This is a genomic window from Streptomyces sp. NPDC014801 (assembly GCF_043082085.1).
GTDB lineage: Bacteria > Actinomycetota > Actinomycetes > Streptomycetales > Streptomycetaceae > Streptomyces.
Window position 1 is genome coordinate 252205 of the sequence record NZ_JBIBXG010000007.1, and the last position, 21623, is coordinate 273827.

A 21623-nucleotide genomic window follows, 5' to 3' on the forward strand; every position below is an offset into this window, starting at 1 on the left:
GGCGGGCGTACGTTGGCCCGCTACGACCCTCGCCTCACGTCAGGCGAGGATCGGAAAGCGAGCCGAATTACTCGGCACCGCCCTGCTCGGCCTGCTTGGCGCGCAGCGCGTCCACGGTGCGGACGAGCTTCGACGGCAGCGCCTGGAAGAGCGCGGCAGCCTGAGACTGCTTGCCCTTCATGGCACCGGCCAGCTTGCTGAGCAGAACCTCGCGGGACTCGAGGTCCGCAAGCTTCTTGATCTCGTCGGCGGTGAGGGCCTTGCCCTCGAGCACACCGCCCTTGATGACGAGATTCGGGTTGTCCTTGGCGAAGTCACGGAGACCCTTCGCCGACTCCACCGGGTCACCGGTGATGAAGGCGACGGCCGTCGGACCAGCGAACTGGTCGTCCAGCGTCGTGATCCCGGCCTCGTTGGCCGCAATCTTGGTCAGCGTGTTCTTCACCACGGCGTACTGGGCGTTCTCACCGAGCGAGCGGCGCAGCGTCTTCAGCTGCGCCACGGTGAGACCGCGGTACTCGGTCAGCACGGCGGCGTTCGAGTTGCGGAACTTGTCCGTCAGCTCGGCAACCGCGGCAGCCTTGTCGGGCCTCGCCATAGAGCCTCGGCCTCCTTCCGGGTGATTCGGACCGCGCGGACCCGAAGGAGGACTGGGGAAAACGAAACGCCCCGGCGCAGGCGCACGGGGCGGACTCGACCGGCAGCACACGCGTGCGGACACACACGCACTCCGGGAGTTCTTCCACTGTCACCTGCGCGGGTCGCCCGCATTTTCAGCGGATCCTTCGGCCACCGACCCCGTTGTTGGGGCACGGCAACGACCAGCGGTCTTTGGCTTCTGTAGGAGAGTACGGGAACGGGGCGCCGTCGAGCAAATCCGCCCGTAAGGGGGATCAGCTCTGCTCGGCCGCCGCCTCCTCCATGGCGTCCTTCATCATCTGCTCGAAGTCCGCGACGTCCTTGGCCGGCGGAGCGGTGACCGTCACCGGCTTGTTCAGGTCGAGGAAGGTGACCGTCATGTCGAGCGGTCCCTTGTCGGCGTCGCCGCGCATGCGGAACTGCTTGGTGTGCTGCTCGCCGTCGATCCAGAGGTCCATGGTGAAGGCGTCGACGCCGAGCTTGTCGTACTGGTCGACGCTCTTCTGCCGCTTCTCGCGGGTGGCCTGGTCCTTGCCGGTCAGGGAGGCCTTGAGGTCGGCGAGGGTGACCGTGCCCGCGTAGTGGGTCGTCCGCACCCCTTCGACGGTCTCGGAGCCGACCTTCTTCACGTCCTTGGAGCCGTCCAGGAAGGTGGAGTCGGCCGCCGGGTTCTTGCGGGCCTGTCCCCCGGCCGCCCCCATCCCGCCGGCGCCCGCGCCGCCGTCGGCGGCGGACATGTCGAACTTGAGCCAGCTCTTGCCGTCCATCTCCTTGGCGGCCTCGGCGCCCCCGCCCATGTACAGCGCCTGGTCGACGAGCCGGATCTCCACCTCGCCCGCGTCCTCGCCGCCCTCGACCGTCATCTTCATGCTCATGGCGAGCGGCTCGACGCTCATGGCGGCCTCGCCGCGCACTGTGCCCTGCTCCGGCACGGTGCCGCTCATGCGGTAGCGGAAGGAGGTGACGGCGTCGGCGTTCTTCGCGGCCGCGGCGACGGCCGCGGCCGGGGACATCTCCGGCGACTTCTCCTCGCCCTTGCCGCACCCGACGGCCCCGGCGAGCAGCAGCGCGGTGAGCGAGGCGGCCGGTATGACAGAGGACTTCTTCATGGTTTCCCCCCACGGAAGACACGGCTGCCCCACGGCAGCCTGGCGAGGGTATCGGTAAGAGCACGGTAAGACCTCTGGTTTTCAGGGCTCACCGGTGCGCATGAGGTCCGCGAAGTCCTTCGTGTCGGCCGCCGGCGGACGCTGTACGGCGACGGAGACGCCGTAGGTGCCGTAGGTGGCCGTCTGGGTCATCAGGCCGGTCGTCATCGCGGCCTTCTCGGTCTTCTTGACGATCAGGTGCCGGTCGTCGACCCACAGGTCGATCTGCTCGCTGCGCACGCCCGCGTCGGTGAGCTGCTTCTTCAGCGCTCCCTCGGCCAGGCTCGCGACGTCGACCGTGCCCGTGTAGTGCCGGGCGCGGCGGCCGGCGACGGTCTCCTCGCCGACGGCGCGGGCGTCACCGGAGGCCAGCAGCAGCCGTACGGGCGGCACGGGGGCGGTGTTGCGCAGCTGGTCGCGCAGATAGCCGCCGGAGCTGCCAGGGAGCCCGGCGAGGTCGTCGTAGTCGTAGCGGATCCAGTGGCGGCCGCCGATGCGGCGGGCGAACTCGGCGCCCACGCGCGCGTAGTAGGCGTCGGGCAGCAGGCGGGCCTCCATGGTGGTGGAGCCGAGCGCCCGCAGCGGCGCGGCGAGGGTGCCGGCGGTGTAGGTGATGGTCAGGGTGCCGGTGGAGTCGCCCGCCCAGTCCAGGGTGCCCTCGCTGCGGGTGGACAGCAGGCTGCCCATGACGGTGGTCGAGCTGATCCGCGCGGACCCGGCCCGGACGGTGGCCTGCTCGACGGCGCGCAGCGCGGCGGCGGTACGGGCGTCCAGGTGGCGCGGCGAGGCGGTGGGACGCGGTGCGCCGTCCCCTCCGGTGCACCCCGACAGGGCGGTCAGTACGGCCGTCAGCAGCACCGGCACCGCGAACGGCACCGTCCCTCGTCCGATGCTCCTCATCCGGCTCCCCCTCCGCTCCCCCGCGATCTTCACGCTAACCCGCGCGGGGCGGCACGGGAAGCGGTCCGCGGAGGGGACGAAGACGGGAAGCGGTCCGGGGCGAGGACGGAGACGGGAAGCGGTCCGGGGAGAGGACCGAGACGGGAAGCGGTCCGCGGAGGGGGGCGGACACGGGAACGGGCCCCGCCCCCTGGAACCAGGGGGCGGGGCCCGTGACCGACTTCGGTGAGCGTCAGGCTCAGACCGCGGCCGGGTCCTCCTCGACGAGGAGGTTGCGGGTGCGGTTCGGGTCGACCGGGATGCCGGGGCCCATGGTGGTGCTGACCGCGGCCTTCTTGATGTAGCGACCCTTGGCGGCGGACGGCTTCAGACGGAGGATCTCCTCCAGGGCCGCGCCGTAGTTCTCCACCAGCTTGGTGTCGTCGAAGGACGCCTTGCCGATGATGAAGTGCAGGTTCGCGTGCTTGTCGACACGGAACTCGATCTTGCCGCCCTTGATGTCCGTGACGGCCTTGGCCACGTCGGGGGTGACGGTGCCGGTCTTCGGGTTCGGCATCAGACCACGCGGACCGAGCACGCGGCCGAGGCGGCCGACCTTGCCCATGAGGTCCGGGGTGGCGACGACGGCGTCGAAGTCCAGACGGCCCTTCGCGACCTCGTCGATCAGTTCGTCGGAGCCGACGATGTCGGCGCCCGCGGCCTCCGCGGCCGCAGCACGGTCACCGGTCGCGAAGACCAGGACCCGGGCGGTCTTGCCGGTGCCGTGCGGCAGGTTCACGGTGCCACGCACCATCTGGTCGGCCTTGCGCGGGTCGACACCCAGGCGGAAGGCGACCTCGACGGTGGCGTCGAACTTGGTCGTGGAGGTCTCCTTGGCGAGACGGACGGCCTCGAGCGGGGCGTACAGCTTCTCCCGGTCGACCTTGGCGTCCGCAGCCTTGAGAGCCTTGCTGCGCTTGCTCACGTGATGCTCCTGTGTGTGCTGAGGAGTTGTGGTCCGGGCCGAGCAGGCCCTGCCACTACTGCTGGAAGGTGGGGTCAGCCCTCGACCGTGACGCCCATGGAACGGGCGGTGCCGGCGATGATCTTCTCGGCGGCGTCCAGGTCGTTGGCGTTGAGGTCGGGCATCTTGGTCTGGGCGATCTCACGGACCTGGTCGCGGGTGATCTTGGCGACCTTGGTCTTGTGCGGCTCGCCGGAGCCCTTCTCCACGCCCGCGGCCTTGAGGATCATCTTCGCGGCCGGCGGCGTCTTGGTGATGAAGGTGAAGGAGCGGTCCTCGTAGACCGTGATCTCCACCGGGATGACCCAGCCACGCTGCGACTCGGTCGCGGCGTTGTAGGCCTTGCAGAACTCCATGATGTTCACGCCGTGCTGACCCAGCGCGGGGCCGACCGGCGGGGCCGGGTTGGCGGCACCGGCCTGGATCTGGAGCTTGATGAGCCCCGTGACCTTCTTCTTCTTGGGAGGCATGGCTCTCCGGGTCCTTTCACTTCGGGTCCATGCCCGCTTCCGGATACCACCCGGACGCAGGCATACCGCACAACGATAACGGGTATAGATGCGCGGCCAAAAACCGTGCAGGTCAGGCGGTCGCCGGAGCGTTCGCCTGACCTGCGCGGAAGCGGTAGTCCAGAAAGAACTAGTTCTTCTGGATCTGGTCGAAGGACAGCTCGACCGGGGTCTCGCGGCCGAAGATCTCCACCAGACCCTTGACCTTCTTGGAGTCCGGGTTGATCTCGTTGATCGTGGCCTGCAGCGTGGCGAACGGGCCGTCGGTGACGGTGACCGAGTCGCCGACCTCGAAGTCCAGCACCTGGACCTCGACCTTGCGCTGCGGCGCCGGCTTGCCCTCGGCCTCGGCGGCCTCGCGGGCGGCCTTCTCCTCCGCCTCGGGCGCGAGCATCTTCACGATCTCGTCCAGCGACAGCGGGTACGGGTCGTAGGCGTTGCCGACGAAGCCGGTGACGCCCGGCGTGTTGCGGACGACGCCCCAGGACTCGTTCGTCAGGTCCATCCGGACGAGGACGTAACCGGGCAGCTTGTTCTGCTTGACGGTCTTGCGCTCGCCGTTCTTGATCTGGACGATCTCTTCCTCGGGCACCTCGGCCTGGTAGATGAAGTCCTCGACGTTCAGCGAGACGGCACGCTGCTCCAGGTTCGCCTTCACGCGCTTCTCGTAGCCCGCGTAGGTGTGGATGACGTACCACTCGCCGGGCAGCGTGCGCAGTTCCTCGCGGAGCTTGGTGACCGGGTCGAGCTCCTCCTCGGGCTCGGCCTCCTCGGCCGCGGCCTCGGTGTCGCCGGCCTCGTCGGCCTCGTCGTCGTCCTGGTCCTGAGCCGCGTCCTCTTCATGGACGGCGGCCGCCTCGGCAGGCTCGCCCGCCTCGGCGTCGGCAGCCTCAACCTCGTCCAGGTCCTCGTCCGCGCCCTCGACGATGTCGAGCTCGTCGTCGACCTCTTCCGGCTCGATGGCGTCGTTCAGGTTCTGGTCAGACACGGTGGCTGCTTCTTCCTGGATACATAGGGGTGGAACACGCGAAAGGGGCGCCGGATACCTCGGCGCCCTTCGCTTCTGGCTCAGCCGAAGACGTACTTGGCGGCGTGGGAGAGCCCATAGTCAATCACAGTCACCAGGCCGATCATGATGGCGACGAAGAAGATCACCACAGTCGTGTACGACGTCAGCTGGTTGCGCGTGGGCCAGACGACCTTGCGCAGCTCGGCGATGATCTGACGGTAGAAGGTGGCCAGGCGCTTGAGCGGACCCTTCTTGGCCCGCTTGCCGCCCTTGCGGGCCTTCTTCCGGTCCGGCGCCTCATCCTGGGCGTCAGGCGTGTCGATGGAGCCCACGGCGTCCGCCATTCGTCCTCACCTGATCCCGGGTCGTGGCCGTGCCGCGCCCGGTCTGAGCCGCACGGCGGTGCATTGCTGTACGTACATGCGCACACATCCTGGCGAAGGTGTGTGTAGCAGGGCCGGAGGGACTTGAACCCCCAACCGCCGGTTTTGGAGACCGGTGCTCTACCAATTGAGCTACGACCCTTTGTGTGCCCCCCAACGTACCGCATCCGTCCGGATGCTTGGTGTGCACCGGTTGCGGCGGCGGCTGCTGAAGGCCAACGAGGTGAGAGTGTACGTGGTCCGGGGCGTGCAGTCGAACGGAAACCGGCCGCGGGCGCCGCCGACTTCGATCTCGGTGCCCCTGCCGCCCCGATCTTCCGGCCCTGCCGCCCCCGATCTTCCCGCCCCGCCGCCCCGCGTTCCGTCAGGCGTTCGGTCGGTGACCACTCCGTGAAACCGGCGTGCCGGGCGGGTTTCCGGTCTGAAAGCATGGGCCGTATGAGCGCTGCAACCCCTCCCACCGAGCGCCGGGTCTCGGCCCGCATCGGCGCGATCTCCGAGTCCGCCACCCTCGCCGTGGACGCCAAGGCCAAGGCCCTGAAGGCCGCCGGGCGCCCGGTGATCGGCTTCGGCGCCGGTGAGCCCGACTTCCCGACCCCGGACTACATCGTCGAGGCGGCCGTCGAGGCCTGCAAGAACCCGAAGTACCACCGCTACACCCCGGCCGGCGGCCTGCCCGAGCTGAAGGCCGCGATCGCCGCGAAGACGCTGCGCGACTCCGGCTACGAGGTCGACGCCTCCCAGGTCCTGGTGACCAACGGCGGCAAGCAGGCCATCTACGAGGCGTTCGCCGCGATCCTCGACCCGGGCGACGAGGTCATCGTCCCGGCGCCGTACTGGACGACCTACCCCGAGTCGATCCGGCTGGCCGGCGGTGTCCCCGTCTTCGTGACCGCCGACGAGACCACCGGCTACCGGGTCTCCGTCGAGCAGCTGGAGGCCGCCCGCACCGAGAAGACGAAGGTCGTCCTCTTCGTCTCCCCGTCCAACCCGACCGGCGCGGTCTACACCGAGCACGAGACCGAGGCCATCGGCCGCTGGGCCCACGAGCACGGCCTGTGGGTGCTCACCGACGAGATCTACGAGCACCTCGTCTACGGCGACGCCTCCGCCGTGTCGCTGCCGGCGGTCCTGCCCGAGCTGCGCGACAAGTGCATCGTCGTCAACGGCGTCGCCAAGACGTACGCCATGACCGGCTGGCGCGTGGGCTGGATCATCGGCCCGAAGGACGTCGTGAAGGCCGCGACCAACCTGCAGTCGCACGCCACCTCCAACGTCTCCAACGTCGCCCAGGTGGCCGCGCTGGCCGCCGTCTCCGGCGACCTGGAGGCCGTCGCGAAGATGCGCGAGGCCTTCGACCGGCGCCGCAAGACCATCGTGCGGATGCTCAACGAGATCGACGGCGTGCTCTGCCCCGAGCCCGAGGGCGCCTTCTACGCCTACCCGTCGGTCAAGGCGCTGCTCGGCAAGGAGATCCGCGGCAAGCGTCCGCAGGACTCCGTCGAGCTGGCCGCGCTGATCCTGGAGGAGGCCGAGGTCGCGGTCGTCCCGGGCGAGGCCTTCGGCACGCCGGGCTACCTGCGGCTGTCGTACGCGCTCGGCGACGAGGACCTCGTCGAGGGCGTGAGCCGGATCCAGAAGCTGCTGGCGGAGGCCCGGGACTGACCTCCCCGCCGAGCCGGACACGGGCCGCTTCCTTCGGGAGGCGGCCCGTTTCTTCGTGCGAGCAAGACCTCGATCGGGGAAAGAGGTACCGGCAGGCCGGGGGCGTGCGGCAGGATCCTGGAATGGAGCGCGTACGTGATCTGTCTGCACTGCCCAAGGCCCATCTGCACCTGCACTTCACCGGCTCGATGCGGCCGGCCACCCTCCTGGAACTCGCCGACAAGCACGGCGTCCGGCTTCCGGACGCGCTGACCGACGCGCTGGGCAGCGGGGAGTCACCGCGGCTGCGGGCGACGGACGAACGCGGCTGGTTCCGCTTCCAGCGGCTCTACGACGCCGCGCGCTCGTGCCTGCAGCAGCCGGAGGACATCCAGCGCCTGGTGCGGGAGGCGGCCGAGGAGGACCTGAAGGACGGCTCGCGGTGGCTGGAGATCCAGGTCGACCCGACGTCGTACGCGCCGCGGCTGGGCGGGCTGATCCCGGCGCTGGAGATCATCCTGGACGCGGTGGAGACCACCAGCCGGGAGACCGGGCTCGGCATGCGGGTACTGGTCGCCGCCAACCGCATGAAGCATCCGCTGGACGCCCGCACCCTGGCCCGGCTCGCGGTGCGGTACGCCGACCGGGGTGTCGTCGGCTTCGGGCTGTCCAACGACGAGCGCCGGGGCATGGCCCGCGACTTCGACCGGGCCTTCGCCATCGCCCGCGAGGGCGGGCTGCTGTCCGCACCGCACGGCGGCGAGCTGACCGGCCCGTCCTCGGTACGGGACTGCCTGGACGACCTGGGCGCCCACCGGCTCGGCCACGGCGTGCGCGCGGCCGAGGACCCCTGGCTGCTGCGGCGGCTCGCCGAGCAGGGCGTGACCTGCGAGGTCTGCCCCGCGTCCAATGTCGCCCTGGGCGTCTACGAGAAGCCGGAGGACGTGCCGCTGCGCACGCTGTACGAGGCGGGCGTGCCGATGGCGCTCGGCGCCGACGACCCGCTGCTGTTCGGCTCCCGGCTCGCCGCGCAGTACGAGATCGCGCGCCGGCACCACGGCTTCACGGACGAGGAGCTGGCCGAACTGGCCCGGCAGTCGCTGCGGGCGACGGCGGCGCCGGAGGGGGTCAAGCGGGAGATGCTGGCCGAGGTCGACGAGTGGCTGGACGGGTGAGGCCGGTAAGGCCTGCGCGGTCGGTGAGGTGCGACCTCACCGCGCGGTCATCGCGCCGATCACCATCGGCAGCGTGCTCTTGTCGAAGAGGCCGCCCGCGAGGTTCTGCGGGACGATCCTGCCGTTGACCTTCAGCGTGGGAGTGCCGGTCGCGCCCGAGGTGCCGAAGGCCTTCTCGGAAGCGGTGACGAAGGAGGCGTACTTCATCCCCTTCACCGCCGCGTCGAACTCCGGGCCGCGCAGACCCGGCACCTGGGACGCCGTCTGCAGCAGGAACGCGTCCGTGTAGCCGTCGACGCTCTCCTCGGGCTGGTGGGCGAAGAGCGCGTCGTGCAGCTCGACGAACCGGCCCGCGTCGAGGGCGGCCCGCAGGGCGTTGGCGGCCTTCTTCGAGCCCTGGCCGCCGAGCTTGCCGTCCAGGAAGGACGCGAGCGTGTACTCGGCGCGGACCTGGCCGGAGCGGACCATCTCGCGCAGCGCCTCGCCGCCGCCCTGCGTCTCGAACTGCTCGCAGACCGGGCAGCGCATGTCCTCGTAGACGTGCACGACCGTCTTCGCGCTCGGGGAACCCACGCGGACCGTGGTGCCGTCGGGGGCAAGCGACTCGGGGAGGTCGGCGTCGGTGGCGTACGTCCGCTCCGGGGCCGCCTGCGCCTGCTTCCCGCCGGCCGGCTTGGCGTCGCCGCCGTCCGCGCCGGACTTCCCACCGCAGGCCGTGGTCACGGCTGCGAGAGCGACGGCCGCGACCGCCAGCGCGGCGGCGGTGCGGATGCGGTGGGTGCCCTGCATGGTCGATCCCCTCATGGTGGCCGGTGGTCGGGGTTCGACCCTATGTGATCTTGCGCTGCTCTGTGATCTTTCGGGCGCTGCGTGATCTTCTGTTACAGGCTGACGCCCACCGTCACCGGCTCGTTGACGAGGGTGATGCCGAACGCCTCGCGGACGCCGGTGACGACCTCGCGGGCGAGGGCGAGCAGATCCTCGGTGGTGGCCTCGCCGCGGTTGGTCAGGGCCAGGGTGTGCTTGGTGGAGATACGGGCCGGGCCGGTGCCGTAGCCCTTGGTGAAGCCGGCCTTGTCGATCAGCCAGGCCGCGGAGGTCTTGGTGTGGCCGTCCCCGGCCGGGTAGGCGGGGGGTTCGGCGCCCGGGCCCAGCCGGTCGTGGACGCGGGCGCGGAACGCCTCGAAGGCGGCGTCCGTGAGGATCGGGTTGGTGAAGAAGGAACCCGCCGACCAGGTGTCGTGGTCGTCGGGGTCCAGGACCATGCCCTTGCCGGCGCGCAGCGCCAGGACGGTCTCACGGGCCCGGGCGAGCGGAACGCGGTCGCCCGCCTCCACACCGAGGGAGCGGGCCGTCTCGGCGTAGCGGATCGGGGCGGACAGGCCGCCGGCGTCCTCCAGCTCGAAGCGGACACGCAGGACGACATAGCGGTCGGGGTCCTGCTTGAAGCGGCTGTGACGGTAGGAGAACGCGCACTCGGCGTTGGTCAGGGTGACCGTGCGGTGGGTGCGGCGGTCGTAGGCGATCACCTCGGTGATCGTGGCGGACACGTCCTGGCCGTAGGCGCCCACGTTCTGGATGGGGGTGGCGCCGGCGGAGCCGGGGATGCCGGCGAGGCACTCGATGCCGGCGAGTCCCGCCTCCACGGTGCGGGCGACGGCGTCGGTCCAGATCTCGCCGGCGGCGAGCTCGAGGGTGGTGCCGCTCAGCTCGAAGCCGCGGGTGGCGATGCGCAGGGCGGTGCCGTCGAAGCCCTTGTCGCCGATGAGCAGGTTGGAGCCGCCGCCGATGATCAGCAGCGGGGTGCCGGTGGCGTCCGCCTCGCGGACGGCGTCGATCACCTCGGCGTCGGTGGTCGCCGTGAGGAGGCGGGTGGCGGGGCCGCCGAGACGGAAGGTGGTGAGGGGGGCGAGGGGGGCGTCGTGTCGTTCCTGCACGGCCCAAGCCTAAGCCTGCGGCGCTTGGGCGGGGGTTGGGGTGCGGGTGGGTGCGGTGTCTTGCCGGGTGCGGGCCTCGTCGTGGCTGGTCGCGCAGTTCCCCGCGCCCCTTGAATGCCTGCGGCGGCCCGTTGCGGTCCGCTGTGGCTGATGTAGCGCCTTCTGCCGGTGGGTGAGTAGGGGCCGCGGTGGGGGGTGTCCGTCCTCGGTACGGCCCTGCGTCAGTTCAAGAGGCTGAAGGAAGGCAATGCCGTCCGCTGCGGGCGGACACCCCCCACCACGCCCCCTCCCGCCGTCGGCGACTGCGGGTCCCATCCCACGTAGCTGCGGGCAGTCGTGCCGCTGGGGCGGCACGGGTGGGCGCAGCGGCGCCCCGTAGCGCCGGGTTGCGCACCCCACGGCGGTCACCCCGGCGCCGGGTGCCACGCAACGCCGGGCACCGTGACCCACGGCGGGCGCCGCACCCCGGGCACAAGCGCACCACGGTGGGCACCCCGGGGTGGGGGCCCACCGTGGGGTGGGGTCAGTGGGATGCCGGCTGCAGGGTGCGATCTTCCGTGGGGGTCGTCGCCGCCACGGAAGGCCGCCGTCGGGGGATCAGCAGCGCCGCGACACCCGCGAGCGCAACAACCCCCGCCCCCGTGAACACCGCGGGACGCAACCCGTCGACGAACGCCTGCCCCGACTCGTACCCACCCCGCGCCGAGAAGATCGACGACATGATCGCGATGCCGAGCGCCCCGCCGACCTCCCGCAGCGCGTTGTTCGCCCCGGAGGCGATCCCCTGCTCCGAGGCATGCACGCTGGACATCACCAGATGCGACGCGGGCGCGAAGAACAGCGCCATCCCGATCCCGCTGACGATCAGCCCCGGCAGCTGCGCCCCGTACGACGCGTCCGGCGTCGACGCGGAGGCGAGGTAGGCCAGCCCGGCCGCCTGGAGGAAGAGCCCGGCCGCGACCACCGGACGTCCGCCCACCCGGTCGGCGAGGATCCCCGCGATGGGCGCGACGAGCATCGGCATGCCGGTCCACGGCAGCATCCGCAGCCCCGCCTGCGTGGGCGAGTAGCCGAGCACGCCCTGCATGTACTGGCTGAGCAGGAAGATCGACCCGAACATCCCGAGGAACATCAGCATGCTCGCCGCGTTGATCCCGGCAAACGCCCGCGAACGGAACAGCCGCATCGGCAGCATGGGGTTCTTCGCCCGCATGCCGTGCACGACGAACGCGACGAGCAGCGCCCCGCCCACCGACAGCCCGAGCAGCACCAGCGTGCTGGTCCAGCCGTCCGCCGGCCCGCGGACCAGGCCGTAGACCACGCCGAAGAGGCCGCCACTGGCGAGCAGGGTGCCGGGGAGGTCGAGCGGCGCACCGGTGCCGTAGGACTCGGCGAGGCGCAGACGGGCGAGCGGCAGCAGGGCGATGCCGAGCGGCACGTTCAGCCAGAAGATCCAGTGCCAGGAGATGTGCTCGGTCAGGCTGCCGCCGATCAGCGGCCCGGAGGCGACCGCGAGCCCGTTCACGGCGCCCCAGATGCCGTAGGCCATGCCGCGCTTGGCGGCGGGCACGGCGGCCGTGAGCAGGGTGAGGGTCAGCGGCATCATGATCGCCGCGCCGACTCCCTGGACGGCCCGGGCGGCGATCAGCTCGCCGATGCCGGGTGCCATGGCCGCCGCGGCGGAGGCGACGGTGAAGACGGCGATGCCCACCTGGAAGAGCCGGCGGCGCCCGAAGCGGTCGCCGAGGGCCGCGCCGAACATCAGCAGCACGGCGAAGGTGAGCGTGTAGGCACTCACGGTCCATTCGAGGTCGTCCAGGGCGCCGCCGAGGTCCTTGCGGATCGAGGGGAGCGCGGTGGTGACGACGAGGTTGTCGAGGGCCGCCATGAATCCGGCGACGCTGGTGATGACCAGGGCCCAGACGGTGCCCCGCGTGGTGGGTTGTGACATCTCTCCCCCAGAGAGTTCATTAGTTAGTGATTACTAAGTTTCTTTGTCATGGGAAACCGGCCGTTCGGCCACTTTCCGTCAGTCCGTCCGCAGGTCCGCCGTCCGCACGGCCGGCGCCAGCCCCGCCCAGACCCGGTGGTCAGGGGGAAACCCCATCGCCACCAGGCAGTTGATGAGCATGCCGTACGCCATGAAGGACGTCGTCTCGCCGGCATCGGCACCGAGCGGCAGGTGCACGGTGTCCCACAACCGGGTCCAGCCCCGCCGTACGGCCTCACCGAACTCGTGATCGCCGTCGGCCTCGGCGGCCGTCACCGCGAGGTACATCTGCATCTGCATCATCAGCCGCTCGGGCTCCTCGGCGATGACCCGCCGATAGGCCTGGGCCATGGCGCTCAGCGCCTCCTCGCCGTGCAGCCCGTCCGAGGCCTCCTCGAAGGTCCGGATCGTGTCCTCGATGCAGCGCTCCACCACCGCGATGAAGATCGCCCGCTTGCCCGGGAACAACCTGAAGAGGTACGGCTGTGACACACCGACCCGCTTGGCGATCGCCTCCGTCGAGGTGCCGTGGTAGCCACCCCGCGCGAACTCGGCAGTCGCCGCACGGATGACGCTCTCCCGTCGCTCTTCTGCGCTCATCCTGGCCATGGGAATGAAGTTAGTGCTCAATCACTAACTTCGTCAAGGGGTCACATCAGTGGGTGCTTGCGGTAAGGGGCGCCTCGCCATTACGGGCGCCCCTTACGGCTGTGCGACTTCCGGCCGTACGGCCGCTCTCGCGGGCCTCAGGCCAGGCGGACGACCGCGCGGGACATGCCGAGGACCTTCTGGCCGGCGCTGGTCGCCGTCAGGTCCACACGGACCGTGTTGTCGTCGAGCTTGGCGGCGACCTTGGCGCTGACCTCGATGGTGGCGCCCTGGTCGTCGTTGGGGACGACGACCGGCTTGGTGAAGCGGACGCCGTACTCGACGACCGCGCCCGGGTCGCCGGTCCAGTCGGTGACCACCCGGATCGCCTCGGCCATGGTGAACATGCCGTGGGCGATCACGTCCGGCAGCCCGACCTCCTTGGCGAACTTCTCGTTCCAGTGGATCGGGTTGAAGTCCCCGGAGGCGCCCGCGTACTGCACCAGCGTGGCGCGGGTCACGGGGAAGCTTTGGGCCGGCAGCTCGGTGCCGACCTCGACGTCGTCGTAAGCGATCTTCGCCGTCATGGTCTTCTCACGCCTCCTCGTCCGCCGCGCGGGCCACGAGCTTGGTCCAGGCGGTCACGACGTGCTCACCGGCCTCGTCGTGGACCTCGCCCCGGACGTCCAGGATGTCGTTGCCGGCCATCGACTTGATCGCCTCGATGGTCGAGGTGACCGTCAGCCGGTCACCGGCGCGCACCGGGCGCCGGTAGGCGAACTTCTGGTCGCCGTGCACCACCCGGCTGTAGTCCAGGCCGAGCTGCGGGTCGGAGACGACCTGCCCCGCGGCCTTGAAGGTGATGGCGAACACAAAGGTCGGCGGGGCGATCACATCCGGGTGACCGAGCGCCTTGGCGGCCTCCGGGTCGGTGTACGCCGGATTGGCGTCCCCCACCGCCTCCGCGAACTCCCGGATCTTCTCCCGGCCCACCTCGTAGGGCTCGGTGGGCGGGTAGGTCCGCCCCACGAAGGACTGGTCGAGCGCCATGGCCCGGCACCTCCTGGGTGTGATCACAACCTGGTGTGAAAAACGAGCGGGGACAACAGTGAACGTTCGCCGAAGGGGCGAAACGACGCGAGGCCGCCCCCCAGGTTCTCGGGGGCGGCCTCGTGTACGAGCCTGATTTATCGCGTCTCGCGATGCGCGGTGTGCGCATTGCAACGCGGGCAGTGCTTCTTCATCTCAAGACGGTCCGGGTTGTTACGCCGGTTCTTCTTGGTGATGTAGTTCCGCTCCTTGCACTCCACGCAGGCCAGCGTGATCTTCGGGCGGACGTCGGTGGCAGCCACGTGAGTGCTCCTTGACGAACGGTTGACTAGAAATAACGCACATGAAGAGTAGCCGATCGACGGACCGACCCGGCAATCGGCTACTTAAAGTAGCGGTGACCGGACTTGAACCGGTGACACAGCGATTATGAGCCGCTTGCTCTACCGACTGAGCTACACCGCTGCGGTGTGATCGGATCCCGCCTGACGGCGGGAACCTCTCTCACCAGAGCCCCAAAACGGAATCGAACCGTTGACCTTCTCCTTACCATGGAGACGCTCTGCCGACTGAGCTATTGGGGCGAGCGAGGAAGACATTACACGGTTGCCCGCCGTTCGCCCAAATCCGATTCCCGCCGAGGCCGCCCGGCCGCCCCGGCACCCGCTCAGTGACCTCACGAGCCCCTCCCGTTCCCCGGACTTGGCCGTTCCGGATCAGCGGACTCACCGGTTCCGGCCGTCGGCCGCGACAGGGTCCGCACGCGGGCCACACCGGTACGACTATTGCGCTCCTCCCTGACGCGCGCGGGCGGTCACCCTAGGCTCGACTCACTCTGTGTGATCTTGCGCCGCCGTGCGCGGTTCGACGAGCCCCTGGAGCGCGATGCCCGACAGCCAGCCGCAGCCGCCGCAGCCGACCCCCTCGTCGCCGGGACCGGCCGACTCCGGCCTGCTGCTGTGCGGGGCACGGCTCACCGACGGCCGGCGGGTCGACGTACGGCTGGGCGGGGGCCGTATCGAGGCGGTCGGCACCGCCGGGAGCCTCGCCGCGGAGTCGCGGGGCCGCGGCGCGCGCGTGGACCTGCGCGGCTACCTGCTGCTGCCGGCCCCGGCCGAGCCGCACGCGCATGCCGACACCGCGCTGTCGGCCGACGGCGACGGACCGGTCCCCGACGACCCCCAGGACGTCCAGCGGCGCGCCACCGAGGCGGCCCTGCTCCAGCTGGGCCACGGAGCGACCGCGCTGCGCGCGCACGTGCGCGTGGGCGACGTCCAGGGACTCGGCGCGCTGGGCGCCGTACTGCAGGCGCGGCGGGCGCTGCGCGGGCTCGCGGAGCTGACCACGGTGGCGGTGCCGCGGGTGCTGACCGGGCGGGCCGGGGCCGAGGGGCTCGCGATGCTGCGGGACGCCATGAAGATGGGCGCCTCGGTGGTCGGCGGCTGCCCCGACCTGGACCCCGACCCGACGGGGTACGTCGAGGCCGTCCTGGACGTGGCCTCCGAGCACGGCTGCCCCGTCGACCTGCACACCGACGCCGGCGATCCGGCGCGTCTGGCCCGGCTCGCGGCGATGGCGGGCGGGCTGCGCCCCGGGGTGACGCTCGGCCCCTGCGGCGGGCTGGGCCGGCTGCCGGCCGAGGCGGCCGCCCGGACCGCGGACCAGCTCGCCGCGGCCGGTGTGGCGGTCGTCTGCCTGCCGCAGGGCGGCTGCGGGGGCGCGCAGGGGCGCGAAACGGCGCCCGTACGGCTGCTGCGCGCCGCCGGGGTGCGGGTGGCGGCCGGCAGCGGGGCACTGCGGGACGTGTCCAACCCGGTGGGGCGGGGCGATCCCCTGGAGGCCGCCTACCTGCTCGCCTCGCGGCACGGCCTGCGGCCCGAGGAGGCCTACGACGCCGTCAGCGGGTCCGCGCGGGCGCTGCTCGGCCTGCCCGAGGTGCGCGTCGAGGCGGGCTTCCCTGCCGAGCTGCTGGCGGTGCGCGGCGAGCGGCTGGCCGGGGCGCTGTCCCTGGCGTACAGCCGCATCGTGGTGCACCGGGGGCGGGTGGTGTCCCGGACGAGCGCGGTGCGGGAGTTCTGCGACTCGTCCACCGCGGAGCTGGGGCTGCCTCGGCAGGGACGCACGGAGCTGTCCTGACGGCCGGGTCCGAGTCCGGTGCGGGTCGGGTCCGGTGCGGTGCGTGTCCAGTGCGGTGCGGTCGGGTCCGGTGCGGTCCGGTGCGGTGCGGTGCGGGTTCGGCCCGTATCCGGCCCAGGTCCGGTGCGGGTTCGGTCCGGTGCGGGCCCGGCCCGCTGCGGCACCCTGACTCGTCCGGCGAACGCGTCCCCGCAGGCGTACGGTCAAAGACATGCGCATTGTCATCGCTGGTGGTCATGGTCAGATCGCGTTGCGGCTGGAGCGGCTGCTCGCCGCGCGCGGATACGAGGTCGCGGGGCTGATCCGGAAGGCCGAACAGGGCGACGACCTGCGGGCGGCCGGTGCGGAACCGGTCGTGCTGGACCTGGAGTCGGCCTCCGTGGAGCAGGTCGCGGACGTCCTGCGGGGCGCGGACGCGGCGGTGTTCGCCGCCGGCGCCGGGCCGGGCAGCGGCGTGGACCGCAAGGACACGGTGGACAAGGGCGCGGCGGTGCTGTTCGCGGACGCCGCGGTCCGCGCGGGCGTACGCCGCTTCGTGGTCGTGTCGTCGATGGGCGCCGACGCGGGGCACCAGGGCGACGACGTGTTCGACGTGTACCTGCGCGCCAAGGGCGAGGCGGACGACCATGTGCGCGGCCTGGACGCGCTCGACTGGACGATCCTGCGCCCCGGTTCGCTGACGAACGACGCCGGCACCGGGCAGGTGCGTCTGGAGGCGCACACCGGGCGCGGCATGGTCCCGCGCGACGACGTGGCCGCCGTACTGGCCGAACTGGTGGAGACGCCCGCGACGGCCGGGCTGACCCTGGAGCTGGTGAGCGGGTCGGCGCCGGTGTCGGTGGCGGTGAAGTCCGTGGCGGGGAACTGAAGCCCTCGGCCGGGAACCGAAGCCCGGGTCTGACGTACAGAGGCGGGCGCCGGCGTCAGAACAGCGGGAGCTGGCCGGGGAACTCCGGGACGACGAAGCCGTCCAAGGAGGGCTGCGCCGCGCCCAGTTGCGCCGGTCTGCGCGAGCCCGGGCACGAGACGAGCGCGCCGCTCTCGCGGGCGCCGGGCGGGTCGTGCCGGGCGTAGCGGCCCGCCACGACGGCGATCTCGCGGCGGCACTCCGGGCAGAGTCTGCGACGGCTGGACATGCGACCAGTGTGCCCGGGGGCACTGACAACGCCGACCGGACGCGGCGGGCCGCCGTTCGGGCAGGGCTGCTCGCGCGGCGCGCTCTCTCGACGCGCAAAACCTCCGCGGGCTCCATAGCATCCGTACGTGGCACACACTTTCGACGAGCTCGTGGAGAAGCAGCGCGCCGCCAACGAGGCGCACACGCGCGTGCTGGAGCTGCGCGAGGCCTACGGCGCGCCCACGGCTGCCCCGTGGTCGCAGGAGCAGTCCTCGACGTACGAGACGGCGTGGCGCGCCTGGCGGGACCTCGCGCGCGACGTCCAGGCGTCCGTCAGCGACTTCGCCAAGGACGAGGGCCGCATGCGCAACGAGGTCGAGGCGGAGGTGAAGAAGGCGGCGACGGAATCGCCCACGGAAGGCGGCTGACGGCGGTCCGGCCCGGTGGCCCGGCCGGCGGAGAGGCTGCTGACCGCCGCCGGGCACGCCGGGGGGCAGCTGACGGTGGTCTGGCCCGCCGAGGGCCGCTGACGGCAGCCGGGCCCGCCGACGACCGCCTACGGCCGCCGGGCCCGCCGAGGGGCGGCTGAACGGCATACGGACGCCCGCGCCGTGCCCTCACTCCCCCGGCCGTGCCCCACCGCTGTGTGCGGCCGCGCACTGTTTGCCCGGCCCTTTCTGGGCACCCAGGGGGTATGGGCATCCCCATTCCGCTCGAGGTGCCGACGCGGCGGATGTCTCCGGCCCCGGAGAACGTCGCGCTGGCCCGGCGGTTCGTGCGGTCGGCGCTGGAGGGTGCCGTGCCGCCCGCTCTTGTGGACACGGCCGAGTTGCTGGCGGGCGAGCTGGCGACGAACGCGGTGATCCACGCGCGGACCGACTTCGAGACGCGGGCGTGGGTGACCGAGGGCCGGGTGCACGTACGGGTCACCGATCAGCGGCCGGACCGCGGCCTGGTGCCGCACGACCGGCATCTCTACGCCTGCACGGGCCGGGGCCTGACGCTGGTGGAGGAGCTGGCCACCGATCACGGCGCGCACAGCGACGCGGACGGCAAGACGGTGTGGTTCGAACTGTGGCCCGACGTGCCGGCCCCGCCGGCCTCCGCGTGGGAGGCCGTTCCCCCGCCCGGCCGGTCCGCGACCGTGACGCTCAACGACGTGCCGTACGCGCTGTACTGGGCGGCGCAGCAGCAGTGGGAGGGGATGCTGCGGGAGCTGCTGCTCGTCGCGGCGAGCGTCGGCGAGGAGAGCGCCGGGCAGGGCTCCGCCCCGGTGGACGCCTGGGCGCGGGATCTGATGGCCGCGCAGGACCTGAGCAGTGTGATCTGCGCGTCGATGACGGCCGCGGTGGAACAGGAGACCCCCGACAGCTCGACGCTCTCCCTGGTCGTGTCGTTCCCGCGGGACGCCGCCACGGCGGTGACGACCCTGAGCAAGGTGCTCGACGCCGCCGACGCGGCCGCCCAGCAGGGCAGTCTGCTCAGCCTCCCGCCGCTGCCGCAGATCCGCGCCTTCCGGGACTGGCTGTTCGGCGAGATCGCCGGCCAGCTGGCCGGTGAGCACCCGATCGCCTGGACGCTGGCCCCCGGAGCGCCGAGCGCGACGCCGACGGAGCTGGCGCCCTGGGACGCGAGCGAGGTGGAAGCGGGCACCCTGCCGACCATCGCCGCCGACGACGGCAACCGGATCATCGCCGTGAACGACGCCGCGGCGAGCCTGCTGGGCTGGCAGACGCACGAGCTCGTCGGACAGCGGTTGACGGTGCTGATGCCCGAACACCTGCGCGCACGCCACACGGCGGCCTTCACCTCCCTGCTGCTCACCGGCGAGGCCCGCATCCTGGGCCGTTCGATCCCGGTGCCGGCGCTGCACCGGGACGGGCGGGTGGTCCCGATCCGGCTGCACATCCAGACGCAGGAGGCGGTCGACGGACGCACCGTGTTCGTCGCCCATTTGACGCCGAGGACGGCTCCGTCGGTCGTGTCGGAGGAGCCGCCGGACGAGCTGCCCGTGAACCGGCCGGCGCAGGCCCAGGCGCGGATGCCGACGAGCACCAAGAAGGCGCGGCGCAACGGTGCGGTGACGGCCGCGCCGGAGTGGCTGTCCCTGTTCGCCGACACCAGCAGGGCCATGACCAGCACGCTCGACCCCGGGGAGGGCCTGCGGCGGGTGGGCCAGGTGCTCACCAGGTCGCTGGCCGACTGGTGCGCGGTGGACGTCGTCGACGAGCAGGGTCACGTGGAGCGGATCTGCATCGTGCACCGCGACCCCTTGGTGCATGTGAACGGGGAGCACCTCGGCAGGCTTCCCGGGGTGGCCGAGAGCACGCGCGGCTCCCTGCCCCGGGTGCTGCGGGGCGCGGGCCCGCTGCTGATCGCCGATGTGCCGCCGTCCGGCCAGGCGCGCAGCCCGCTGGACGAACGGCAGCTGGCGCTGGTGGAGGAGCTGGGCGGGCACTCCGCGGTCATCGCGCCGCTGCAGGCGCACCGGGAGATCTTCGGCGCCCTGACGCTGGTTCGGGTGGGGCACCGACGGCCGTTCGCCAGGGAGGACATCCCGCAGATCGCGGAGCTGGTGCGCGGGATCTCGCTCGGTGTGGACAGCGCCCGGATGCACCAGCACATGCGGTCCACCGCGGAGCACCTCCAGCGGTCCCTGCTGCCCGAGCCGCCCCGGGTGGAGCATCTGGAGCTGGTCGCCCGCTACATCCCCTCCAGTACGACCGCGGAGGTCGGTGGCGACTGGTACGACGCCTTCCGGATGCCCAGCGGCGACACGGCGCTGGTCATCGGTGACGTGGCGGGCCACGATCTGCAGGCGGCGGTCGCGATGAGCACCCTGCGCAACATGCTGCGCGGCCTCGCCGTCGACAGCCAGGAACCCCCCGGGCAGGTCCTGCACCGCCTGGACCGCGCGAACCACACCCTCAACCCCGGCGCCACGGCCACCTGCGTCTACGGCGTGATCAAGAGCGGCGAGGACGGGGAGGGCGGCGGCGAGGCAGACGCGGGTGGCGGCGGCCCCTGGTACTTCCACCACTCCTCCGCCGGCCACCTGCCGCCGCTGCTGACCACGCGGGACGGCGAGGCGTACTACCTGGAGTCGGGCCGTGGCCTGCTCCTCGGCATGGACCCCGAGCTGCCCCGGCACTCCGCGTGCGACGGGCTGCCGCACGGCTCCACCCTGCTGCTCTTCACCGACGGCCTGATCGAACGCCGGGGCGAGCCCCTGGACATCGCGATGGAACGCCTGCGCCGGCACGCCGCCGCCCACGCACAGGCCCCGCTCGACGGCTTCTGCGACGAACTGATCCTCAAGTTCGGCACGGAGATCACGGACGACATCGCCCTGCTCGCCGTACGCCCCACCTGCACCTGACCCGCGTCGGCGTCCGCGCGTCCCCTCCCCGGAACGAAGAAACCCCCTCCGTCCCGCTTTTCAGCAGGTCGGAGGGGGTTTCCCTCAGCGTGGCGGCGCCAGGATTCGAACCTGGGAAGGCTGAGCCGGCAGATTTACAGTCTGCTCCCTTTGGCCGCTCGGGCACACCGCCGGGTGGTGCTGCCGTCGATCCGCCTTTCGGCGGGGCTCCCCGGCAACGACGTAAACAATACCCGATGCACAGGGGTGCTTCGCCACCCGGTTGTTCGCCGCCCGCCGGTGGGCGGGGTGACTAGGCTGGTCGGGATGCGGCCCGGGACGTACGCCGGGCTCGGCGGCGGCCCCACGGACGCCGGCGCGCACCCGTTACGCACCCCCCGATGACCCCCCACATCCCGAATTACCTCGATACAAGGAGCCACAGGACATGGCCGACTCCAGTTTCGACATCGTCTCGAAGGTCGAGCGGCAGGAGGTCGACAACGCCCTCAACCAGGCCGCCAAGGAGATCTCGCAGCGCTACGACTTCAAGGGCGTGGGCGCCTCGATCTCGTGGTCCGGTGAGAAGATCCTCATGGAGGCGAACTCCGAGGAGCGGGTGAAGGCCGTCCTCGACGTCTTCCAGTCCAAGCTGATCAAGCGCGGCATCTCGCTGAAGGCCCTGGACGCGGGCGAGCCGCAGCTGTCCGGCAAGGAGTACAAGATCTTCGCGTCGATCCAGGAGGGCATCTCCCAGGAGAACGCCAAGAAGGTGGCGAAGATCATCCGCGACGAGGGCCCCAAGGGCGTGAAGGCCCAGGTGCAGGGCGACGAGCTGCGGGTCAGCTCCAAGAGCCGTGACGACCTGCAGGCCGTCATCGCGCTGCTGAAGGGCAAGGACTTCGACTTCGCGCTGCAGTTCGTGAACTACCGGTAGTCCGGTCGCCGACAGGCATACACGCGCACACACGCACGCGTACCGCGACGCGAAAAGGGTGGGCCCCCGCTGCCGGGGTGCCCACCCTTCGCGTTGCCCG

At 71.4% G+C, this 21623-nt stretch carries 22 protein-coding genes and 4 tRNA genes; 7 read left to right on the forward strand and 19 right to left on the reverse strand.

The window, feature by feature from the left end; genetic code table 11:
* Positions 1-67: 67 nt before the first annotated feature.
* The 8 genes from rplJ to ACF1AL_RS18710 form a co-directional block, all read right to left on the reverse strand.
* Positions 68-598: a 50S ribosomal protein L10 gene (rplJ, locus tag ACF1AL_RS18675; protein WP_366841142.1), complete on the reverse strand. Its 531-nt coding sequence runs from the start codon at positions 596-598 to the stop codon at positions 68-70.
* A gap of 295 nt (positions 599-893) precedes the next feature.
* On the reverse strand, positions 894-1748 hold the full coding sequence (locus ACF1AL_RS18680; RefSeq protein ID WP_386912111.1) for a DUF1396 domain-containing protein: 855 nt from the start codon (positions 1746-1748) through the stop codon (positions 894-896).
* A gap of 81 nt (positions 1749-1829) precedes the next feature.
* Positions 1830-2687, reverse strand: a complete 858-nt coding sequence (locus ACF1AL_RS18685) for a hypothetical protein (RefSeq protein ID WP_391780508.1) — start codon at positions 2685-2687, stop codon at positions 1830-1832.
* 238 nt (positions 2688-2925) lie between these two features.
* Positions 2926-3651, reverse strand: coding sequence for a 50S ribosomal protein L1 (gene rplA, locus ACF1AL_RS18690; RefSeq protein WP_366841145.1), 726 nt, complete (start codon positions 3649-3651; stop codon positions 2926-2928).
* A 74-nt stretch (positions 3652-3725) separates the two neighbouring features.
* Positions 3726-4160, reverse strand: a complete 435-nt coding sequence (rplK, locus tag ACF1AL_RS18695; protein ID WP_028420794.1) for a 50S ribosomal protein L11 — start codon at positions 4158-4160, stop codon at positions 3726-3728.
* 169 nt (positions 4161-4329) lie between these two features.
* Entirely contained in the window at positions 4330-5187 is an 858-nt protein-coding gene (gene nusG, locus ACF1AL_RS18700) for a transcription termination/antitermination protein NusG (protein ID WP_366841146.1), read from the reverse strand.
* Positions 5188-5267: 80 nt separating this feature from the next.
* Positions 5268-5552 (reverse strand): preprotein translocase subunit SecE, encoded by a 285-nt coding sequence (gene secE / locus ACF1AL_RS18705; protein WP_366841147.1) that lies wholly within the window; start codon positions 5550-5552, stop codon positions 5268-5270.
* 108 nt (positions 5553-5660) lie between these two features.
* A tRNA-Trp gene (locus ACF1AL_RS18710) sits at positions 5661-5733 on the reverse strand.
* Between the two features lie 296 nt (positions 5734-6029).
* On the opposite strand from ACF1AL_RS18710, the gene ACF1AL_RS18715 reads away from it, so the two are divergent.
* Both ACF1AL_RS18715 and ACF1AL_RS18720 read left to right on the forward strand, forming a co-directional pair.
* Positions 6030-7256, forward strand: a complete 1227-nt coding sequence (locus ACF1AL_RS18715; RefSeq protein WP_386912119.1) for a pyridoxal phosphate-dependent aminotransferase — start codon at positions 6030-6032, stop codon at positions 7254-7256.
* Between the two features lie 122 nt (positions 7257-7378).
* A complete protein-coding gene (locus tag ACF1AL_RS18720) occupies positions 7379-8410 on the forward strand; it encodes an adenosine deaminase (protein WP_384204582.1) in 1032 nt (343 codons plus the stop codon).
* Positions 8411-8446: 36 nt separating this feature from the next.
* Here ACF1AL_RS18720 and ACF1AL_RS18725 read toward each other — a convergent pair whose 3' ends face one another.
* The 9 genes from ACF1AL_RS18725 to ACF1AL_RS18765 all read right to left on the reverse strand — a co-directional run bounded on the left by ACF1AL_RS18725 (position 8447) and on the right by ACF1AL_RS18765 (position 14559).
* Positions 8447-9214, reverse strand: coding sequence for a DsbA family protein (locus ACF1AL_RS18725; RefSeq protein ID WP_391826543.1), 768 nt, complete (start codon positions 9212-9214; stop codon positions 8447-8449).
* A 77-nt stretch (positions 9215-9291) separates the two neighbouring features.
* On the reverse strand, positions 9292-10347 hold the full coding sequence (locus ACF1AL_RS18730) for a UDP-N-acetylmuramate dehydrogenase (protein ID WP_391826545.1): 1056 nt from the start codon (positions 10345-10347) through the stop codon (positions 9292-9294).
* A 523-nt stretch (positions 10348-10870) separates the two neighbouring features.
* Positions 10871-12298 carry a DHA2 family efflux MFS transporter permease subunit gene (locus ACF1AL_RS18735; RefSeq protein ID WP_391826547.1) on the reverse strand — a complete coding sequence of 476 codons (1428 nt, stop codon included), beginning with the start codon at positions 12296-12298 and terminating at the stop codon, positions 10871-10873.
* 78 nt (positions 12299-12376) lie between these two features.
* Complete coding sequence (locus tag ACF1AL_RS18740) at positions 12377-12946, reverse strand: helix-turn-helix domain-containing protein (protein WP_366838795.1); 570 nt, start codon at positions 12944-12946, stop codon at positions 12377-12379.
* 137 nt (positions 12947-13083) lie between these two features.
* A complete protein-coding gene (locus tag ACF1AL_RS18745) occupies positions 13084-13512 on the reverse strand; it encodes a MaoC family dehydratase (protein WP_366838794.1) in 429 nt (142 codons plus the stop codon).
* 7 nt (positions 13513-13519) lie between these two features.
* On the reverse strand, positions 13520-13975 hold the full coding sequence (locus tag ACF1AL_RS18750; RefSeq protein WP_366838793.1) for a MaoC family dehydratase N-terminal domain-containing protein: 456 nt from the start codon (positions 13973-13975) through the stop codon (positions 13520-13522).
* 137 nt (positions 13976-14112) lie between these two features.
* A complete protein-coding gene (gene rpmG, locus ACF1AL_RS18755) occupies positions 14113-14277 on the reverse strand; it encodes a 50S ribosomal protein L33 (RefSeq protein ID WP_003948671.1) in 165 nt (54 codons plus the stop codon).
* Positions 14278-14367: 90 nt separating this feature from the next.
* Positions 14368-14440: transfer RNA gene (locus ACF1AL_RS18760), tRNA-Met, on the reverse strand.
* Between the two features lie 46 nt (positions 14441-14486).
* A tRNA-Thr gene (locus tag ACF1AL_RS18765) sits at positions 14487-14559 on the reverse strand.
* 301 nt (positions 14560-14860) lie between these two features.
* Between ACF1AL_RS18765 and ACF1AL_RS18770 the strand changes: the two genes are divergently transcribed.
* Positions 14861-16111: an amidohydrolase family protein gene (locus ACF1AL_RS18770; RefSeq protein WP_366838792.1), complete on the forward strand. Its 1251-nt coding sequence runs from the start codon at positions 14861-14863 to the stop codon at positions 16109-16111.
* A 211-nt stretch (positions 16112-16322) separates the two neighbouring features.
* Complete coding sequence (locus ACF1AL_RS18775; RefSeq protein WP_386912125.1) at positions 16323-16979, forward strand: SDR family oxidoreductase; 657 nt, start codon at positions 16323-16325, stop codon at positions 16977-16979.
* A 55-nt stretch (positions 16980-17034) separates the two neighbouring features.
* Here the strand turns inward: ACF1AL_RS18775 and ACF1AL_RS18780 are convergent, their stop codons facing one another.
* Complete coding sequence (locus ACF1AL_RS18780; RefSeq protein ID WP_366838790.1) at positions 17035-17247, reverse strand: hypothetical protein; 213 nt, start codon at positions 17245-17247, stop codon at positions 17035-17037.
* A gap of 127 nt (positions 17248-17374) precedes the next feature.
* Between ACF1AL_RS18780 and ACF1AL_RS18785 the strand changes: the two genes are divergently transcribed.
* Positions 17375-17656: a hypothetical protein gene (locus ACF1AL_RS18785; protein WP_391704153.1), complete on the forward strand. Its 282-nt coding sequence runs from the start codon at positions 17375-17377 to the stop codon at positions 17654-17656.
* Positions 17657-17922: 266 nt separating this feature from the next.
* Complete coding sequence (locus ACF1AL_RS18790) at positions 17923-20607, forward strand: SpoIIE family protein phosphatase (RefSeq protein ID WP_391826549.1); 2685 nt, start codon at positions 17923-17925, stop codon at positions 20605-20607.
* Positions 20608-20697: 90 nt separating this feature from the next.
* Here ACF1AL_RS18790 and ACF1AL_RS18795 read toward each other — a convergent pair.
* Positions 20698-20779 (reverse strand) — tRNA-Tyr (locus tag ACF1AL_RS18795).
* A 255-nt stretch (positions 20780-21034) separates the two neighbouring features.
* Between ACF1AL_RS18795 and ACF1AL_RS18800 the strand changes: the two genes are divergently transcribed.
* Positions 21035-21523: a YajQ family cyclic di-GMP-binding protein gene (locus ACF1AL_RS18800; RefSeq protein WP_366838784.1), complete on the forward strand. Its 489-nt coding sequence runs from the start codon at positions 21035-21037 to the stop codon at positions 21521-21523.
* Positions 21524-21623: the final 100 nt, after the last annotated feature.